Below are 16,615 nucleotides of genomic sequence, written 5' to 3'. Positions count from 1 at the left end.
CCGTGGTAAGCCAGCGGTGCTACAGTGCGTGCCTTGGAACTTTGTGGTCCTTCCCGTCCCCTTTTCTGGCAACAGTCAAGGCGGGTCGCAATCCGCCAACCGGTCGAGCCGTGTCGCGGAAGGTTTTCTTAACCAGCCATAGCCCTGGAAACCGGGGTGAGAGGTGAGCGAAATGATGCAGCAATACAGGTCAAACTCGTACCTGTTCGGGGGCAATGCGCCCTATGTCGAGGAGATGTACGAGGCTTACCTCGACAACCCCGGCTCCGTGCCCGACAACTGGCGGGCCTACTTCGACGCACTGCAGCACGTGCCTGCGGTGGACGGCAGCGACGCCCGCGATGTGGCGCATGCGCCGGTGGTCGAATCCTTCGCGCAGCGTGCCAAGGCCAATGCCTTCGCCAGCAAGGCGTCCAGCACCGACCTCGCGATCGCGCGCAAGCAGGTTCATGTGCAGTCGCTGATCGCGGCCTATCGCAATGTCGGCTCGCGCTGGGCCGATCTGGACCCGCTCAAGCGTACCGAGCGTCCGCGCATTCCTGAGCTCGAGCCCTCGTTCTACGACCTGACTGAGGCCGATATGGACCTCACGTTCAGCGCGGCGAACACCTATTTCAGCAAGGCCGAGACCATGACTCTGCGCGAGATCATGCAGGCCCTGCGCGAGACCTACTGCAGCTCGGTCGGCGCCGAGTTCATGCACATCACCGACCAGACCGAGAAGCGCTGGTGGCAGCAGCAACTCGAGTCGATCCGCTCCAAGCCCAGCTTCAGTGCCGAGAAGAAAAAGCACATCCTCGACCGCCTGACCGCGGCTGAAGGCCTGGAGCGCTATCTGCACACCAAGTACGTCGGCCAGAAGCGCTTCTCGCTGGAAGGCGGCGAGAGCTTCATCGCCTCGATGGACGAACTGGTGCAGAGTGCCGGCGCGCAGGGCGTGCAGGAGATCGTCATCGGCATGGCCCACCGTGGCCGTCTGAACGTGCTGGTCAACACGCTGGGCAAGATGCCCAAGGACCTGTTCGCCGAGTTCGAGCACACCGCGCCCGAGGACCTGCCCGCCGGTGACGTGAAGTACCACCAGGGCTTCTCCAGCGACGTGACCTCGCCTGGCGGCCCGGTGCACTTGTCGCTGGCCTTCAACCCCTCGCACCTGGAGATCGTCAACCCGGTCGTCGAAGGTTCGGTCAAGGCCCGTATGGATCGCCGCGGCGACAAGGTCGGCTCGCAGGTGCTGCCGGTGCTGGTGCACGGCGACGCCGCCTTCGCCGGCCAGGGTGTCGTGATGGAGACGCTGGCGCTGGCGCAGACGCGCGGCTACTACACCGGCGGCACGGTGCACATCGTCATCAACAACCAGATCGGCTTCACCACCTCCGATCCGCGTGACACCCGCTCGACGCTGTACTGCTCCGACGTGGTCAAGATGATCGAGGCGCCGGTGCTGCACGTGAACGGCGACGACCCCGAAGCCGTGGTGCTGTGCACCCAGCTGGCCCTGGCCTATCGCCAGCAGTTCAAGAAGGACGTCGTCGTCGACATCATCTGCTTCCGCAAGCTGGGCCACAACGAGCAGGACACGCCGGCGCTGACGCAGCCGCTGATGTACAAGAAGATCGCGCAGCATCCTGGCACGCGCAAGCTCTATGGCGACAAGCTGGTGGCGCAGGCCGTGCTGCCGGCTGACGGCCCGGATGCGATGGTCAAGGCATTCCGCGCCGCGATGGACGAAGGTCGCCACACCGTCGATCCGGTGCTGACCAACTTCAAGAGCAAGTACGCGACCGACTGGTCGCCCTACCTGGGCAAAAAGTGGACCGACAGCTGCGATACCGCGCTGCCGACGGCCGAGTGGAAGCGCCTCTCGGAGCGCATCACCACCATCCCGAGCAACTTCAAGCTGCATCCGCTGGTCGAGAAGGTGATCGCCGACCGCGCCGCGATGGGGCGTGGCGAGATCAATGTCGACTGGGGCATGGGCGAGCACATGGCCTTCGCCTCGCTGGTCGCCTCGGGCTATCCGGTGCGTCTGTCGGGTGAAGACTGCGGCCGCGGCACCTTCGTGCATCGCCATGCGGTGCTGCACGACCAGAACCGCGAGAAGTTCGACGAGGGCACCTACATCCCGCTGCAGAACGTGGCCGAGAACCAGGCGCCCTTCGTCGTGATCGACTCCATCCTGTCCGAAGAGGCGGTACTGGGCTTCGAGTACGGCTATGCCAGCGCCGACCCGGTGACGCTGACGATCTGGGAAGCCCAGTTCGGCGACTTCGTCAACGGCGCGCAGGTGGTGATCGACCAGTTCATCGCCTCCGGCGAGGTGAAGTGGGGCCGCGCCAATGGCCTGGTGCTGATGCTGCCGCACGGCTACGAAGGACAAGGCCCCGAGCACAGCTCGGCGCGCCTGGAGCGCTTCATGCAACTGGCCGCGGACAACAATATGCAGATCGCTCAGCCGACCACGGCCTCGCAGATCTTCCATCTGCTGCGTCGTCAGCAGCTGCGCATGTTCCGCAAGCCGCTGGTCATCATGACGCCGAAGTCGCTGCTGCGTAACAAGGACGCGACCTCGCCGCTGTCTGAGTTCACCAAGGGCGAGTTCAAGACCGTCATCGGCGAGCTGAAGGCGGATCTGGATGCATCCAAGGTCAAGCGCGTGATCGCCTGCTCCGGCAAGGTCTACTACGACCTGGTCAAGAAGCGCGAGGAGAAGAAGGCGACCGACGTGGCGATCATCCGCGTCGAACAGCTCTACCCCTTCCCGCACAAGGCCTTCGGCGCCGAGCTGAAGAAGTACCCGAACCTTGCAGAGATCGTCTGGTGCCAGGACGAGCCGCAGAACCAGGGCGCCTGGTTCTTCGTGCAGCACTACATCCACGAGAACATGGCCGACGGCCAGAAGCTCGGCTATGCCGGCCGCCCGGCCTCGGCCTCGCCGGCCGTGGGCTATGCGCACCTGCACCAGGACCAGCAGAAGGCGCTGCTCGACCAGGCCTTCGCCAAGCTCAAGGGCTTCATCCTCACCAAGTAACGTTATGACGGACGCTGTCGCGCCGTCATAACTCCGGCTGTGCGCGCCCCAATCGGGCGCGCCTTCAGCCGGCAGGCGCGAAGCTCCGGTTTACCCAAACCGAGAGAGAACAAACATCATGGCAATCGTAGAAGTCAAAGTCCCGCAGCTGTCCGAATCCGTGGCCGAAGGCACGCTGCTGACCTGGAAGAAGAAGCCCGGCGAGGCCGTGGCCGTGGACGAGATCCTCATCGAGATCGAGACCGACAAGGTCGTGCTGGAAGTGCCGGCACCGGCTGCCGGCGTGCTGGCTGAGATCGTCAAGGCCGACGGCTCCACCGTGGTGAGCGAGGAAGTCATCGCCCGCCTGGATACCGAAGGCAAGGCGGGCGCCGCCGCCCCCGCGGCTGCTGCAGCACCGGCTGCCGCTGCTGCGCCCGCTCCGGCCGCCGCCGCAGCTGCGAACAAGGGCGACGTGGCCATGCCCGCCGCCGCCAAGATTCTGGCCGAGAAGGGCCTGTCGGCCACCGACGTGGCCGGCTCGGGCAAGGACGGCCGCGTGACCAAGGGCGACGCGCTGGCCGCCGCCGCCAAGCCTGCTGCTGCCGCGATCAGCGTGCCGGCCGCACCGGCGGTGGCCAAGCCGCTGCCCGCCGTGGCCGCACCGGTGGCGCAGAACCTGGGCGACCGCCCCGAGCAGCGCGTGCCGATGACCCGCCTGCGTGCCCGCGTCGCCGAGCGCCTGCTGCAATCGCAATCCACCAACGCGATCCTGACCACCTTCAACGAGGTGAACATGGCGCCGGTGATGGAGATGCGCAAGAAGTTCCAGGAGAAGTTCGAGAAGGAGCATGGCGTCAAGCTGGGCTTCATGAGCTTCTTCGTCAAGGCCGCGGTCGCCGCGCTGAAGAAGTTCCCGGTGCTCAACGCTTCGGTGGACGGCAACGACATCGTCTACCACGGCTACTTCGACATCGGCATCGCGGTCGGTTCGCCGCGCGGCCTGGTCGTGCCCATCATCCGCAATGCTGACCAACTGAGCTTCGCCGACATCGAGAAGAAGATCGCCGAGTTCGGCGCCAAGGCCAAGGAAGGCAAGCTGTCGATCGAAGAGCTCAGCGGCGGCACCTTTTCGATCTCGAACGGCGGCACCTTCGGCTCGATGCTGTCCACGCCCATCATCAACCCGCCGCAGTCGGCCATCCTGGGCGTGCATGCCACCAAGGACCGTGCCGTCGTCGAGAACGGCCAGATCGTGGTGCGTCCGATGAACTATCTGGCGATGTCGTACGACCACCGCATCATCGACGGTCGCGAGGCCGTCCTCGGGCTCGTGACCATGAAGGAAGCGCTGGAGGATCCTGCCCGCCTGCTCTTCGACATCTAAGGGCGAGGGCTACTGCGCGGGCGCATGGCGTCGTTGCGGGGCCCGCTCGGGGAATCCTCACGTAGCGCCACTACGTTCCGGTTCCCCGACACCCGCGCCTAGCCCTGCATCCCGCTCGCTACGCCCCGATGTACCGGGGCTTGCAGAGAGAAGGACCAATACATGAGCACCAAGAACTTTGACGTCGTCGTGATCGGCGGCGGCCCCGGCGGCTACATCGCGGCCATCCGCGCGGCGCAGCTGGGCTTCAACACCGCCTGTATCGACGAGTGGAAGAACGCCGCGGGCGGCCCGGCACCGGGCGGCACCTGCACCAACGTCGGCTGCATCCCGTCGAAGGCGCTGCTGCAGTCCAGCGAGCACTTCGAGCAGGCCGCCCACCACTTCGGCGATCACGGCATCAGCCTGTCCGACCTGAAGATGGACGTGGCCAAGATGGTCGGCCGCAAGGACGCCGTCGTGAAGCAGAACAACGACGGCATCCTCTACCTGTTCAAGAAGAACAAGGTGACCTTCTTCCACGGCCGCGGCAGCTTTGTCGCCGCCAAGGACGGCGGCTACGAGATCAAGGCCGGCGAGGAAGTGATCGCCGCCAAGCATGTGATCGTCGCCACCGGCTCCAACGCCCGCCAGTTGCCGGGCGCCGAGTTCGACGAGGAGCTGATCCTGTCCAACGACGGTGCGCTGCGCATCCCGGCCGTGCCCAAGAAGCTGGGCGTGATTGGCTCCGGCGTGATCGGCCTGGAGATGGGCTCGGTGTGGCGCCGCCTCGGCGCCGAGGTCACGGTGCTCGAAGGCATGCCGACCTTCCTGGCTGCCGTCGACGAAGGCGTGGCCAAGGAAGCCGCCAAGCTGTTCAAGAAGCAGGGCCTGGACATCCAGCTCGGCGTCAAGATCGCGTCGGTCACCAAGGGCAAGAAGGGTGTCACTGTCGCCTACACCGACGCCAAAGGCGCCGAGCAGAAGCTCGAATGCGACAAGCTGATCGTCTCGATCGGCCGCGTGCCCAACACCACGGGTCTGAACTGCGAAGCCGTGGGCCTGAAGCTCGACGAGCGCGGCGCCATCGTCGTCGACGACGACTGCAAGACCAACCTGCCCAATGTCTGGGCGGTCGGCGATGTGGTGCGCGGCCCGATGCTGGCACACAAGGCCGAGGAAGAGGGCGTGGCGGTGGCCGAGCGTATCGCCGGCCAGCACGGCCATGTGAACTTCAACACCATCCCCTGGGTCATCTACACCAGCCCCGAGATCGCCTGGGTCGGCAAGACCGAGCAGCAGTTGAAGGCTGAAGGCGTGGCCTACAAGGCAGGCCAGTTCCCCTTCCTGGCCAACGGCCGCGCGCGTGCGCTGGGTGACACCAACGGTTTCGTGAAGTTCCTGGCCGATGCCAAGACCGACGAGATCCTCGGCGTGCACATCATCGGCCCCTTCGCCTCGGAGCTGATCTCCGAAGCGGTGGTGGCGATGGAGTTCAAGGCCTCGGCCGAGGACATCGCGCGCATCTGCCATGCGCATCCGAGCCTCAGCGAGGCGACCAAGGAAGCAGCGCTGGCCGTCGACAAGCGCACCCTGAACTTCTGAGTGCGCCTGGGCGCCTTAGACTGAAAGGGGCGGCCACGGTCGCCCCTTTTCTCATGACAGACCTGCAGGCATGACCTCCGTCACCGAGCTCTACCAACAGACCCTCGCCGAGCGCGGCTACCAGGCCGACCCGGCGCAGCTGCGCGCTGTCGCGGCGTTGCAGCGCTGCCAGGACGAGTGGGCCGACTACAAGGCACGTCGCAGCAATGCGGTGACCAAGCTGCTGGTGCGGCCGCCGCTGCCGCGCGGCGTGTATATGTATGGCGGCGTCGGTCGAGGCAAGAGTTTCCTGATGGACTGCTTCTTCCAGGCCGTGCCGCTGACGCGCAAGACGCGCCTGCACTTCCACGAGTTCATGCGCGAGGTGCACCGCGAGCTGCAGGAGCTCAAGGGCATCGCCGATCCGCTGGACGAGCTGGGCAAGCGTATCGCCAAGCGTTTCCGGCTGATCTGCTTCGACGAGTTCCATGTCGCCGACGTCACCGACGCGATGATCCTGCATCGCCTGCTGGACGCGATGTTCAAGCACCGCGTCTCCATCGTCACCACGTCGAACTTCCACCCCGACGGGCTCTATCCCAACGGCCTGCACCGCGACCGCATCCTGCCGGCGATCGCGCTGCTCAAGGACAAGCTCGAGGTGATCAACGTCGACAACGGCACCGACTACCGTCAGCGCTCGCTGGAGCATGTCGAGCTCTACCACTGCCCGCTGGACGACAAGGCCGATGCCGCGCTGACCGCGGCCTTCGAGTCGCTGGCCGAGGCGCGCGACGAGAGCCCGCTGCTGCATATCGAGCACCGCGAGCTGCGCGCGCGGCGTCGCGCCGGCGGCGTGGTGTGGTTCGATTTCCAGACTCTGTGCGGCGGCCCGCGCTCGCAGAACGACTACCTGGAGCTGGCCGCGCAGTTCCACACGTTGATCCTGTCCAACGTGCCGGAGATGCCGGTGCGACTGGCCAGCGAGGCGCGGCGCTTCACCTGGCTGGTGGACGTGCTCTATGACCGGCGCGTCAAGCTAATCATCTCGGCCGAGGTACCGCCCGAAGAGCTGTACACCGAAGGCCCGCTGGCGCACGAGTTCCCGCGTACCGTCTCGCGCCTGCGCGAGATGCAGTCGGCCGAGTACCTGGCGCTGGAGCGCCGCGATGTCGATACATCGCTGACCTGAGGAGTACGCGTCCATGTGCGCTGCTGCCATCCTGCGCCTGCTGACGGGTCTGCTCGTGCTCTCGTCGGCCGGGCTGGCCGGCGCGAATGCTGACGCCGAAGAGCGCATGCGGCTGAATGAACAACGTGCGCAGATCGAGGTCCAGGCGAAGCAGGCGCTGGCGGCCTGCGAGCAGCGTTTCGATGTTGTCAGCTGTCAGGAGAAGGCCCGGGGCGAACGGCGCCGCGCGCTGGCACCGATCGAGGCAAGCCTGCGCGACCTGGACCAGCAGCAGCGCCGTGAACGAGCCGAGCAGCAGCGCGAGCGGCAGGCTGCGAGGGAGCGCGAGGCTGCCGAGGCCGTGGTGCAATCGGCCTCAGCGCCGGCGGTGCAGGCGCGCGTCGGCAAGGGCGCCGAGCCGGCACCGCTGGCTCCTGCCCGCCGCGCTTCGTCGCCGCCGGTCGACGATGCCAAGCTGCGGGCGAGTCGCGCCAAAGCCGAGCAGGACGCGAAACTGGCCGCCGAGCGACAGCGTCAGCGCAGCGAACAGCGCCGCGAAAAGCTGGCCGAACAGCGTGCGGCCAACGCCAAGCGGCTTGCCGAGCAGGAGCAGCGTCGCGCCGCCAGCGGAGCCAAGCCACCGGCCAGCCTGCCGGTGCCGACCGCGGCAGAGATGGCGGCGCTGCGTGCCTCCGCCGCAGCACGAGGGGCGTCGCCTAGCTCAGCGCCTCGACCTTGACCACGGCCAGAGAGAGGTTGTCGCCGCTGCCGCGGGCGCGCTCGCGCGCCTTGGTCACCAGCAGCTCGGCCGCGTCTCGCGGCGCGAGGTTGTGCAGCACGGTGCCGAGCTCGCGCGGGCTGAAGTAGTGCCACAGGCCATCGCTGCAGGCCAGCAGCGTGTCGCCGATTTCGAGCTGCTCAATCGTGTCCGAGCTCGGCACCGGGTCCTGCTCGGTGCCCAGGCAGCCGGTGAGCAGATTGCCCTGGGGATGCACCTCGGCCTCGGCCTCGGTGATCTGGCCTTCGTCGATCAGTCGCTGCACATAGCTGTGATCGCGGCTGCGCTTGAGCATCACCGCGCCGCGGAAGTGGTACAGGCGTGAATCGCCGCTGTGGATCCAGTGGCAGCTGCGATCGGCGTTGATCAGGAAGGCGGCCAGCGTGCTGTGCGGCTCTTCCTCGGTGGACAGCGCGGTGAGCTTGATCATCAGGTGGGCTTCGGCCGCGAGCTGCGCGAGCAGCTCGGCCGCGCTTTCCTCGCTCGGCGAGTAGCGCTCGAAGAGCTGGCGCGCGGTCAGCACCACCTGGTCGGCGGCCTTGCGTCCGCCACTCTTGCCGCCCATGCCGTCGGCGACGACGGCGAGCATGCAGCCCGCGATCCGCGGATGGCTGATGACCTCGACCTGGTCCTGCTGGTACTGGCGGTCGCCGCGGTGTGTGCCGGTCGCGGCGACGAGGCGAAAGCCTGGGGTTTTGCGGATCATGGCGAAAACTATAATCCCGTCGAACCTCGCAAGCGGTATCCAATCACTTGCTCCCCCTCAGGCGAAGGCCCGGTGCACGCCGCTTATGGACGAACAATTGCACTCCCTGTCGCGCCGGCTCATCGAGCTGCGCATCGAACATGCCGACATGGACGTGCTGATCGACCAGCTGACCCAACAGCCGCCGATCGACGAGCTGGCCTTGCGTCGCCTGAAGAAGCGCCGCCTGGCGCTGCGCGACCTGATCGCACAGCTGGAGCAGGCCTGTGATCCCGATGAGCCGGCATGAGGCCTCTCCAGGCGATGACGCTTGACTGACGACCCTCAAGACCTCACGCGTCCCGCGACCCCACAGGCCGACACCGCTGTTACCGCTGCGACACCGCCGGGCAGCGAGTTGGAGCAGTGGGTGGCGGCTGCCTTCGATGCGGGCGGGCCGCTGTCGCGCGCCGACACCGGCTACCGGCCGCGCGAGGCGCAGCTGCAGATGAGCTTGGCCGTGGCGCGCGCGGTGGCGCAGCGCGAGACCCTGGTGGTCGAAGCCGGCACCGGCGTGGGCAAGACCTTCGCCTACCTGGTGCCCACGCTGCTGTCGGGACGCCGCGCGCTGATCAGCACCGCCACCAAGAGCCTGCAGGATCAACTCTTCCTGCGCGATCTGCCGCGGCTGTGCGAGGCGCTGCAGGTGCCGCTGCGTATCGCCTTGCTGAAGGGGCGCGGCAGCTATCTGTGTCTGCACCGCATGAATCATGCGCGGCATACCGCCGAGCTGCCCGACCGTCGGGCAGTGATGGCGCTGGCGCGCATCGAGCAGTGGTCGCAGCAGACCCACAGCGGTGACTTCGCCGAGATCGAGGGCCTGGACGAGCGCTCGCCCATCATCCCCATCGTCAGCTCAACGCGCGAGAACTGCCTGGGCAGCGAATGCCCCGAGTTCCGCGCCTGCCATGTGGTCAAGGCGCGCCGCGAGGCGATGGAGGCCGACGTGGTGGTGGTCAACCACCATCTGTTCTTTGCCGACATGGCGCTGCGCGACAGCGGCGTGGCCGAGCTGCTGCCCAGCGTGGACATCGCCGTCTTCGACGAGGCGCACCAGCTGCCCGAGGCCGGCGTGCAGTTCCTCGGCAGCACGCTGGGCACCGGCCAGCTGATCGATTTCGCGCGCGACGTGCTGGCCCAGGGCTTGGCCGAGGCGCGCGGCCTGCAGGACTGGCAGGGCCTGCAGGCGCGCTGCGAACGCGCCGCGCGCGAGCTGCGCCTGGCCTGTGCCGGCGCACTGGCGGCCAACGGCCGCGAGGTGCGCGGCCTGATCAAGCTGCGCTGGCAGGAGCGCGCCGCGCAGCCGGCCTTCGTCGCCGCGCTGCAGGCGGTGGCCGAACTGGCCGATCTGGCAGTCGACACGCTGGAGACGGTGGCCGAGGTCTCGCCCGATTTCGCACGGCTGCATGAGCGGGCGCAGCAGCTGGCCGCGCTGGCGCGCCAGTTCGCCGGCGACGCGACCGACGGCGCGGTGCGCTGGATCGACCTCAGCCCGCAGCAGGCGCGGCTGGTGGAGTCGCCGCTGGACATCCGCCAGGCCATGCACGAGCAGATAGCCGAAGGCCCGGCCAAGGGCTGGATCTTCACCTCGGCGACCCTGGGTGACGACGAGCGCCTGTCCTGGTTCACCGAGGCCGCGGGTCTGGACGATGCCATCGTGCTGCGCGTCGGCAGTCCTTTCGACTATCCGGCGCATGCACGGCTCTACGTGCCGCGCCGTTTCCCCAAGCCCAACGAGAGCGAGCATCCCTACGAGGTCGCGGCGCTGGCTGCGCGCTGCGCACGCGCTTTAGGCGGCCGCAGCTTTGTGCTGACGACAACATTGCGCGCGCTGCAGACCATCGGCGACGCGCTGCGCGAGGATCTGCAGCACGACGCGATCCGCGTGCTGGTGCAGGGCACGGCGCCCAAGCGCCTGCTGTTGCAGCAGTTCGTCGCCGACCCGCGCGCGGTGCTGGTCGGTTCGGCCAGCTTCTGGGAGGGCATCGACGTGCCCGGCGACGATCTGCAGTGCGTACTGATCGACAAGCTGCCCTTCCCGCCGCCCAACGACCCGCTGGTCGAGGCGCGCGTGCAGCGGCTCGAGTCGCAGGGTCGCAATGCCTTTGCCGACTTCTTCATCGCCGAGGCGGCGATCGCGTTGAAGCAGGGCGCGGGTCGGCTGATCCGCAGCGAGAGCGACCGCGGGCTGCTGGTCGTCTGCGATCCGCGCATGGCCGGCATGAACTACGGCCGGCGTCTGCGCGCCGCGCTGCCGCCGATGACGCCGCTGGCCAGCGAAGAGGAGGCGCTGGCCTGGCTGCATGAGCTGGCGGCGTCTCACGAGCGCTGAGTCTGGACAACAAAAAAAGCGCGTGCCGCGCACGCGCTTTCCTCATCCGCCCATCAGACCCGGCCGGGGGCCGCGGGGCTCACCAGAGTTTCCACCAGGGCTTGGGGGCTTCGCCGGCCAGACCGTAGGCCAGGTAGCGGCTGTCGGGGAAGCTCTTGCGCAGCACGCGCTCTGCATCGTCGCGCAGCGGCTTCAGCCCCAGCGCCTCGTAGCTGGCCATCATCAGGTAGAGCGCCTCTTCGGCGGCTGGCGCGAACTGGAATTCCTTCACCGCCTGCTGCGCGCGATTGGCTGCGGCCACATAGGCGCCGCGGCGGTAGTAGTAGCGCGCTACATGTACCTCGTAGGCGGCCAGCATGTTGTTGATGAAGTCGATGCGCACGCGCGCGTCGGGGGCGTACTTCGACTCGGGGAACTGCTCGACGAGCTGGCGGAAGGCCAGCTGGGCGTCGCGCGAGGCCTGCTGGTCGCGCTCGGAGATGTCCTGACGCGCGAGGCGGCCGAACAGGCCGAGATCCTCGTTGAAATTGGCCAGGCCCTTCATGTAGTAGGCGTAGTCCAGTGCCGGGCTCGAGGGGTTGAGCTTGATGAAGCGGTCGAGCGTGGCCACCGCCTGCACGCGTTCGCCGGCACGGTATTGCGCCCAGGCCAGCTCCAGCATGGCCTGTTGGCCGAGCACGGTGCCGGCGGCGCGGCCTTCGACGCGCTCAAGCCCCTTGATGGCCTTGTCATAGCTGCCGCTGGCCAAGTCTTCCTTGGCCTCTGCGTACAATTTTTCAAGCGCGGCCTGGGAATTCGGATCCTCGGGCGGCGTCGAGGAACAGGCCGCGAGCAGCGCAGCGAGCAATCCGGCCGTCATCAGCGACGCGAGTCGCGGGCGCAGCGCAAGCAGGGTGTTGGCCTTGGCCGCGGGGCGCTGCACGCAATGATCTGTCATGGTCCCTTGCCGGTGCGTCCGCACCCGGCTTCAGCTGAAAACGGAGTCAGGATTATATGGTTGAGGTCGGTGCGGACCTGGACGCCTCTGGCGCGGGCGACGAGGAGCTCGGCCCGGAGCAGGAGCGCGAGTTTGAGCAGCCCGAGGTGCGCAGTGCGCGTGTCGAGGCCGACGCGCATGGCGAGCGGCTGGACAAGTGGCTGGTGGGGCTGGCGCCCGAGTTCTCCCGCAACCATCTGCAGGGGCTGATCGAGCGCGGTTGCGTGCGCATCGGCGGCCAGCTGGCTGGCACGGCGTCGCGCCGGCTCAAGGCGGGCGAGCAGATCGAGGTCGAGCTGCAACCGACCGAAGAGAGCCGCGCCTTCCGCGCCGAGGCGCTGCCGCTGGCCATCGTCTACGAGGACGAGTCGCTGCTGGTGCTGGACAAGGCTGCGGGTATGGTCGTGCATCCGGCAGCGGGCAACTGGTCGGGCACTGTGCTCAATGGTTTGCTGGCCCACCACACCGCAGCGGCCAGCCTGCCGCGTGCCGGCATCGTGCACCGGCTCGACAAGGACACTTCGGGCCTGATGGTGGTGGGCAAGACGCTGGAAGCGGTGACGGCGCTGACGCGCATGATCGCGGCGCGGGAGGTGCATCGACAGTATCTGGCGCTGGCACATGGTCGCGTGCCGGCCGAGCTGGTCATCGATGCGCCGTTGCGACGCGATCCGGCATCGCGGGTGAAGATGGCAGTGCTGGCTGGCGGCAAGCCGGCGCGCACCGATGTCTATGGGCTCGGCGAGGCTGCAAGTGAAGGGCGCACGATCAGCGCGGTGCATTGCGTGCTGCACAGCGGCCGCACGCATCAGATCCGTGTCCATCTGGCCAGTCGTGGCCACCCGCTGGTCGCCGACGCGCTCTATGGTGGCGCGCCTGCGCTGGGGCTGGTTCGTCAGGCGCTGCACGCCGCGCGACTGAGCTTCAGGCATCCGGCGAGCGGTGCGGACATGAGCTTTGATGCTCCGATGCCACAGGACTTGTCCCGGGCTTGGCGCCTGGCGGGGTTCGCGCCGCCGCCGATCGGCGGACTTTCCGGGTAAGGGCGCTACAATGCGCGCATCTGGCAGGCCGGGATGTGCGTGTCGGGCTCAGCTGGTCTGTGTTCCGCGCCACTACGATGAAGAGGTAGCGAGCATGCCCGCCAGCTGCGCAAGCTGCGTGCGACCCGTGAGGGCGGCGGCTGCTTGTGCAGACGAATGCCGAGAGCTGGCGGCTGGACGGCCGCAACGATGAATCGGCGTGGGGCTGCGGCCCCAAGTGACCGCGAAGAAGCAAATACAACATAGACAAGCCCGCCGGCCTTCAAGCTGGCGCCCGTCCACGACGAGGGCTGCGCTGCTGCGCGGCCGATTGACAGCAGTCGATGAATACACAGGATGCGAAGCGCGTCCTCGAGACCGCGCTGATCTGCGCCCAGCAGCCGATGACGCTGCGCGACATGCGAACCCTGTTTGCCGATGCCGTCGGTCCTGACAGCATCCGTGTGTTGCTGGACGAGCTGACGCGCGACTGGGATGGGCGAGGGGTCGAACTGGTCGCACTGGCTTCGGGTTGGCGCTTTCAGAGTCGGCCGGAGATGCGCGAGTACCTCGATCGGCTGCATCCCGAGAAGCCGCAGCGCTACTCCCGTGCGGTGCTTGAGACGCTGGCGATCATCGCCTACCGTCAGCCGGTGACGCGCGGCGACATCGAAGACATCCGCGGCGTGGTGGTCGGCTCGCAGATCATCAAGCAGCTCGAAGAGCGTGGCTGGATCGATGTCATCGGCTACCGGGAGGCGCCCGGGCGGCCGGCGCTGTATGCGACGACCCGCCAGTTTCTCGACGATCTGGGCCTTGCCAGCCTGGAGCAGCTTCCTGAGCTGGAGCAGGCCGGCGAGGGTCGGCCTGGTTTCGAGCAGTTGCTCGAGCAGACGGAGCAGGCTTCGCTGCTGGGCGGCGAGGCAGCGTCCGCCAGCGCCGAGTCGCCGGAAGGCGCCGTGACGGCGCCGGAAGCGCAAGAGTCTTTCAGCCCGATGCCGGGCGCAGCGGCTGCGGCCGCAGATACCGTCGAGCCGGCTTGAGCCGGCTCCAGAGTCACAAGTCAGCCAGAAGGTGCAAGCCGACGCATGAATTCCGACGACACCCCGAACAAGCCCGCCGCCTCTGCTGGCGATGCCGCTGCAGAAGCCGCGCCCAAGCGCCGGCGCAACACGCGCGCCAAGGCTGAAGAGGCTGGTGCAAGCGCTGCGACTGAAGTCAGCGCGGGCGATGCTGCGGGCAGCGAAGCCAAGCCGGTGAAGGCGCGCGCTCCGCGCAAGACTGCCGCCAAGCCTGCGGCGCTCGAGACCGATGGCGCGCCGGCGCAGCCGCACGAGACGGCAACCGACGAGGCGCCTGCAGCGAAGCGCCGCGCGCCGCGCAAGACGGCCAAGCCCGCGTCAAGCGATGGCGTTGCGTCGCCGGTGGAACCGGTGCCGCCCGTTGCGGCGCCGGCGCAGCCGGAACCGCTGCGTGCCGAGCCGGCGCAGGCTGCGGCTGCCCAAGACACGTCGAATGGCGATGTCGAGTCGGGTGGCGACGAGGGTGCTGATGATGCGGCAATGGCCGCTGGCGGCGAGGCTGGCGGGCGTGAGGGACGTGGCGGGCGCAACCGCCGGCGTGGCCGCCGTGGTCGCGGCGGCAGTGCCGGTGCCGATGGCGAGCTTGATCAGTCGCAGGGTGGTCGCGAGGGCGTCGCAGCGGCTCAGTTGCCATCGAGTGATCAGGTGCAGGCCGAGGCTGGCGAGCGCTTTGCCCAACTGCTGGCCGGCGAGTTCGATGCCGCAGATGAGGCTGCGCCGGAGCTGCAGGCAGGCGCGGAGCCGACCGGCGAGGAGGAACAGTCCAAGCGCGTGCTCGCGCCGGAACCTGATGCACCGAAGCTGCAGAAGGTGCTGGCCCAGGCAGGCGTGGGCTCGCGTCGCGACATCGAGGACATGATCGCCGAGGGCAAGATCGAGGTGAACGGCGAGGTGGCCCATATCGGTCAGCGCATTTCCTTCGGCGATCGCGTCTCGGTGAACGGTAAGCCGATCAAGGTGCGCATCTCGCCGCCGGCGCCGCGCATCCTGGCCTATCACAAGCCCGTCGGCGAGGTGGTGACCTTCAATGACCCGGAAGGTCGCCCGACCGTGTTCCGGCATCTGCCCAAGCTGCATCAGGGCAAGTGGCAGTCGGTGGGACGGCTGGACCTGAATACCGAAGGTCTGCTGCTGTTCACCAATTCGGGCGAACTCGCCAACCAGCTGATGCACCCGCGCTTCGGTGTCGAGCGCGAGTACGCGGTGCGCGTGCTGGGCTCGCTCAGCGATGAGCAGCGCAAGCGCCTGCTCGACGGTGTCGAGATCGAAGGCCAGCTGGCATCGTTCAAGAGCATCGTCGATGGCGGCGGTGAGGGCGTGAACCGCTGGTATCGCGTGGTCATTACCGAGGGGCGCAACCGTGAGGTCCGCAAGCTCTTCGATGCCGTCGGTCTGGCGGTGAGCCGGCTGATCCGCATCCGCTATGGCACGGTGGTGCTGCCGCGTGGCTTGAAGCGTGGCGTATGGGTGGAGCTCAGCGAGGCCGACGTCAGGCTGATTCGCCGCTTGGCCGGAGGAGGTGACGGCCGCCAGCGCGATGCGCAGCAGCCTCGCGACGAGCAGCAACGGGGCGGCAAGGGGCGCAACAAGCCCCAACGTGGCAACGGACCGCGCCCCAGCCGTCCGGAGCCCTCGCCGCGCGCGGCCCAGAATGAGCCGCGTCACAACGAGGGTCGTCAACGCGACGACGACTTCGAAGACGATTTCGACGAGGTGCTGCCGTCGCATATCAATCCGCTGGAGCAGACCTTCGACCGGCGCTTTGCCAGTAACAAGCAGCGTGGCTTCCCCGCGGGCTTCGGCGCCGGTGGCAGCGGCCAGGGCGGCGGCGGTCGCGGCGGCAACAAGCAGCGCAACAAGGGCACTGGCGGCGGTCCGCGCGAGCCCGATCCTATGCAGACCTCGATGGGCTACATCGGCGCCGATGCCTTCCTGCGTCGCGGAAGCGGTGGCGGAGGCGGCGGTGGCCGCGGCGGCAAGCGTCGCCGCTGATCAAGCCCGGTATGGCCCCGCTTAAGCGGGGCTGACAACATCAAGCGATACAATCTAAAACTTTGCCAAGTCCCAGATTTCAGGAGAAAAACATGGCCATCGAACGCACCCTTTCCATCATCAAGCCCGACGCCGTCGCCAAGAACGTGATCGGCCAGATCTATAGCCGCTTTGAAGGCGCTGGTCTGAAGGTCATCGCTGCCAAGATGGCTCACCTGTCGCGTGGCGAAGCCGAGCAGTTCTACGCCGTGCACAAGGCTCGCCCCTTCTTCAAGGACCTGGTGGACTTCATGGTCTCCGGCCCGGTGATGATCCAGGTGCTGGAAGGCGAGAACGCCATCGCCAAGAACCGCGAGCTGATGGGCGCCACCGACCCGAAGAAGGCTGACAAGGGCACGATCCGCGCCGATTTCGCCGACAGCATCGACGCCAACGCCGTGCACGGCTCGGACGCCCCGGAAACCGCTGCCGTCGAAGTGGCGTTCTTCTTCCCCGGCATGAACGTCTACAGCCGCTGATACGGCATTGCCTCTGGTGCTTGGCCATGAGGCCGAAGT

13 protein-coding genes are annotated in these 16,615 nt (G+C 67.4%); 11 read left to right on the top strand and 2 right to left on the bottom strand.

The genetic code is table 11. The features are described 5' to 3' along the window. Positions 1–172: 172 nt before the first annotated feature. From AC2EBS_RS07325 to AC2EBS_RS07305, 5 genes are all read left to right on the top strand, one after another. Positions 173–3,031, top strand: coding sequence for a 2-oxoglutarate dehydrogenase E1 component (locus AC2EBS_RS07325; RefSeq protein ID WP_484727738.1), 2,859 nt, complete (start codon positions 173–175; stop codon positions 3,029–3,031). Between the two features lie 118 nt (positions 3,032–3,149). Continuing rightward, on the top strand, positions 3,150–4,397 hold the full coding sequence (gene odhB, locus AC2EBS_RS07320) for a 2-oxoglutarate dehydrogenase complex dihydrolipoyllysine-residue succinyltransferase (RefSeq protein ID WP_484727737.1): 1,248 nt from the start codon (positions 3,150–3,152) through the stop codon (positions 4,395–4,397). Positions 4,398–4,559: 162 nt separating this feature from the next. Continuing rightward, positions 4,560–5,981 (top strand): dihydrolipoyl dehydrogenase, encoded by a 1,422-nt coding sequence (gene lpdA, locus AC2EBS_RS07315; protein ID WP_484727736.1) that lies wholly within the window; start codon positions 4,560–4,562, stop codon positions 5,979–5,981. 70 nt (positions 5,982–6,051) lie between these two features. Continuing rightward, complete coding sequence (gene zapE / locus AC2EBS_RS07310) at positions 6,052–7,152, top strand: cell division protein ZapE (protein ID WP_484727735.1); 1,101 nt, start codon at positions 6,052–6,054, stop codon at positions 7,150–7,152. A gap of 13 nt (positions 7,153–7,165) precedes the next feature. After that, positions 7,166–7,870: a hypothetical protein gene (locus tag AC2EBS_RS07305; protein WP_484727734.1), complete on the top strand. Its 705-nt coding sequence runs from the start codon at positions 7,166–7,168 to the stop codon at positions 7,868–7,870. Here the strand turns inward: AC2EBS_RS07305 and AC2EBS_RS07300 are convergent. Then, complete coding sequence (locus AC2EBS_RS07300) at positions 7,848–8,615, bottom strand: PP2C family protein-serine/threonine phosphatase (RefSeq protein WP_484727733.1); 768 nt, start codon at positions 8,613–8,615, stop codon at positions 7,848–7,850. The genes AC2EBS_RS07305 and AC2EBS_RS07300 overlap by 23 nt on opposite strands. Before the next feature lie 85 nt (positions 8,616–8,700). Here AC2EBS_RS07300 and AC2EBS_RS07295 point away from each other — a divergent pair, with 85 nt between their 5' ends. Both AC2EBS_RS07295 and yoaA read left to right on the top strand, forming a co-directional pair. Then, positions 8,701–8,904 (top strand): HP1242/YdcH family protein, encoded by a 204-nt coding sequence (locus AC2EBS_RS07295; RefSeq protein ID WP_484727732.1) that lies wholly within the window; start codon positions 8,701–8,703, stop codon positions 8,902–8,904. Positions 8,905–9,012: 108 nt separating this feature from the next. Further along, on the top strand, positions 9,013–10,986 hold the full coding sequence (gene yoaA, locus AC2EBS_RS07290) for a DNA repair helicase YoaA (protein ID WP_484728306.1): 1,974 nt from the start codon (positions 9,013–9,015) through the stop codon (positions 10,984–10,986). Positions 10,987–11,065: 79 nt separating this feature from the next. Here yoaA and AC2EBS_RS07285 read toward each other — a convergent pair whose 3' ends face one another. Beyond that, positions 11,066–11,845, bottom strand: coding sequence for an outer membrane protein assembly factor BamD (locus tag AC2EBS_RS07285; protein WP_484728305.1), 780 nt, complete (start codon positions 11,843–11,845; stop codon positions 11,066–11,068). 134 nt (positions 11,846–11,979) lie between these two features. On the opposite strand from AC2EBS_RS07285, the gene AC2EBS_RS07280 reads away from it, so the two are divergent. From AC2EBS_RS07280 to ndk, 4 genes are all read left to right on the top strand, one after another. Continuing rightward, positions 11,980–13,005, top strand: coding sequence for an RluA family pseudouridine synthase (locus tag AC2EBS_RS07280; protein WP_484727731.1), 1,026 nt, complete (start codon positions 11,980–11,982; stop codon positions 13,003–13,005). A 323-nt stretch (positions 13,006–13,328) separates the two neighbouring features. Next, positions 13,329–14,027, top strand: coding sequence for an SMC-Scp complex subunit ScpB (gene scpB / locus AC2EBS_RS07275; RefSeq protein ID WP_484727730.1), 699 nt, complete (start codon positions 13,329–13,331; stop codon positions 14,025–14,027). A gap of 45 nt (positions 14,028–14,072) precedes the next feature. Further along, positions 14,073–16,058 (top strand): 23S rRNA pseudouridine(2605) synthase RluB, encoded by a 1,986-nt coding sequence (rluB, locus tag AC2EBS_RS07270; RefSeq protein WP_484727729.1) that lies wholly within the window; start codon positions 14,073–14,075, stop codon positions 16,056–16,058. Positions 16,059–16,150: 92 nt separating this feature from the next. Then, entirely contained in the window at positions 16,151–16,576 is a 426-nt protein-coding gene (ndk, locus tag AC2EBS_RS07265; protein ID WP_484727728.1) for a nucleoside-diphosphate kinase, read from the top strand. Positions 16,577–16,615: the final 39 nt, after the last annotated feature.

This window comes from Roseateles sp. T103 (assembly GCF_057219915.1).
Note: the sequence above shows the minus strand (reverse complement) of the source record. Positions and strands in the feature narration are given on the sequence as shown.

Excerpts from the sequence above, each read along its gene's own strand:
- AC2EBS_RS07300 (WP_484727733.1), bottom strand. The coding sequence starts at position 8,615 with ATGATCCGCAAAACCCCAGGCTTTCGCCTCGTCGCCGCGACCGGCACA.
- ndk (WP_484727728.1), top strand. The coding sequence starts at position 16,151 with ATGGCCATCGAACGCACCCTTTCCATCATCAAGCCCGACGCCGTCGCC.
- AC2EBS_RS07325 (WP_484727738.1), top strand. The coding sequence starts at position 173 with ATGATGCAGCAATACAGGTCAAACTCGTACCTGTTCGGGGGCAATGCG.
- AC2EBS_RS07285 (WP_484728305.1), bottom strand. The coding sequence starts at position 11,845 with ATGACGGCCGGATTGCTCGCTGCGCTGCTCGCGGCCTGTTCCTCGACG.
- scpB (WP_484727730.1), top strand. The coding sequence starts at position 13,329 with ATGAATACACAGGATGCGAAGCGCGTCCTCGAGACCGCGCTGATCTGC.
- AC2EBS_RS07295 (WP_484727732.1), top strand. The coding sequence starts at position 8,701 with ATGGACGAACAATTGCACTCCCTGTCGCGCCGGCTCATCGAGCTGCGC.
- odhB (WP_484727737.1), top strand. The coding sequence starts at position 3,150 with ATGGCAATCGTAGAAGTCAAAGTCCCGCAGCTGTCCGAATCCGTGGCC.
- zapE (WP_484727735.1), top strand. The coding sequence starts at position 6,052 with ATGACCTCCGTCACCGAGCTCTACCAACAGACCCTCGCCGAGCGCGGC.
- AC2EBS_RS07280 (WP_484727731.1), top strand. The coding sequence starts at position 11,980 with ATGGTTGAGGTCGGTGCGGACCTGGACGCCTCTGGCGCGGGCGACGAG.
- AC2EBS_RS07305 (WP_484727734.1), top strand. The coding sequence starts at position 7,166 with ATGTGCGCTGCTGCCATCCTGCGCCTGCTGACGGGTCTGCTCGTGCTC.
- rluB (WP_484727729.1), top strand. The coding sequence starts at position 14,073 with ATGAATTCCGACGACACCCCGAACAAGCCCGCCGCCTCTGCTGGCGAT.
- lpdA (WP_484727736.1), top strand. The coding sequence starts at position 4,560 with ATGAGCACCAAGAACTTTGACGTCGTCGTGATCGGCGGCGGCCCCGGC.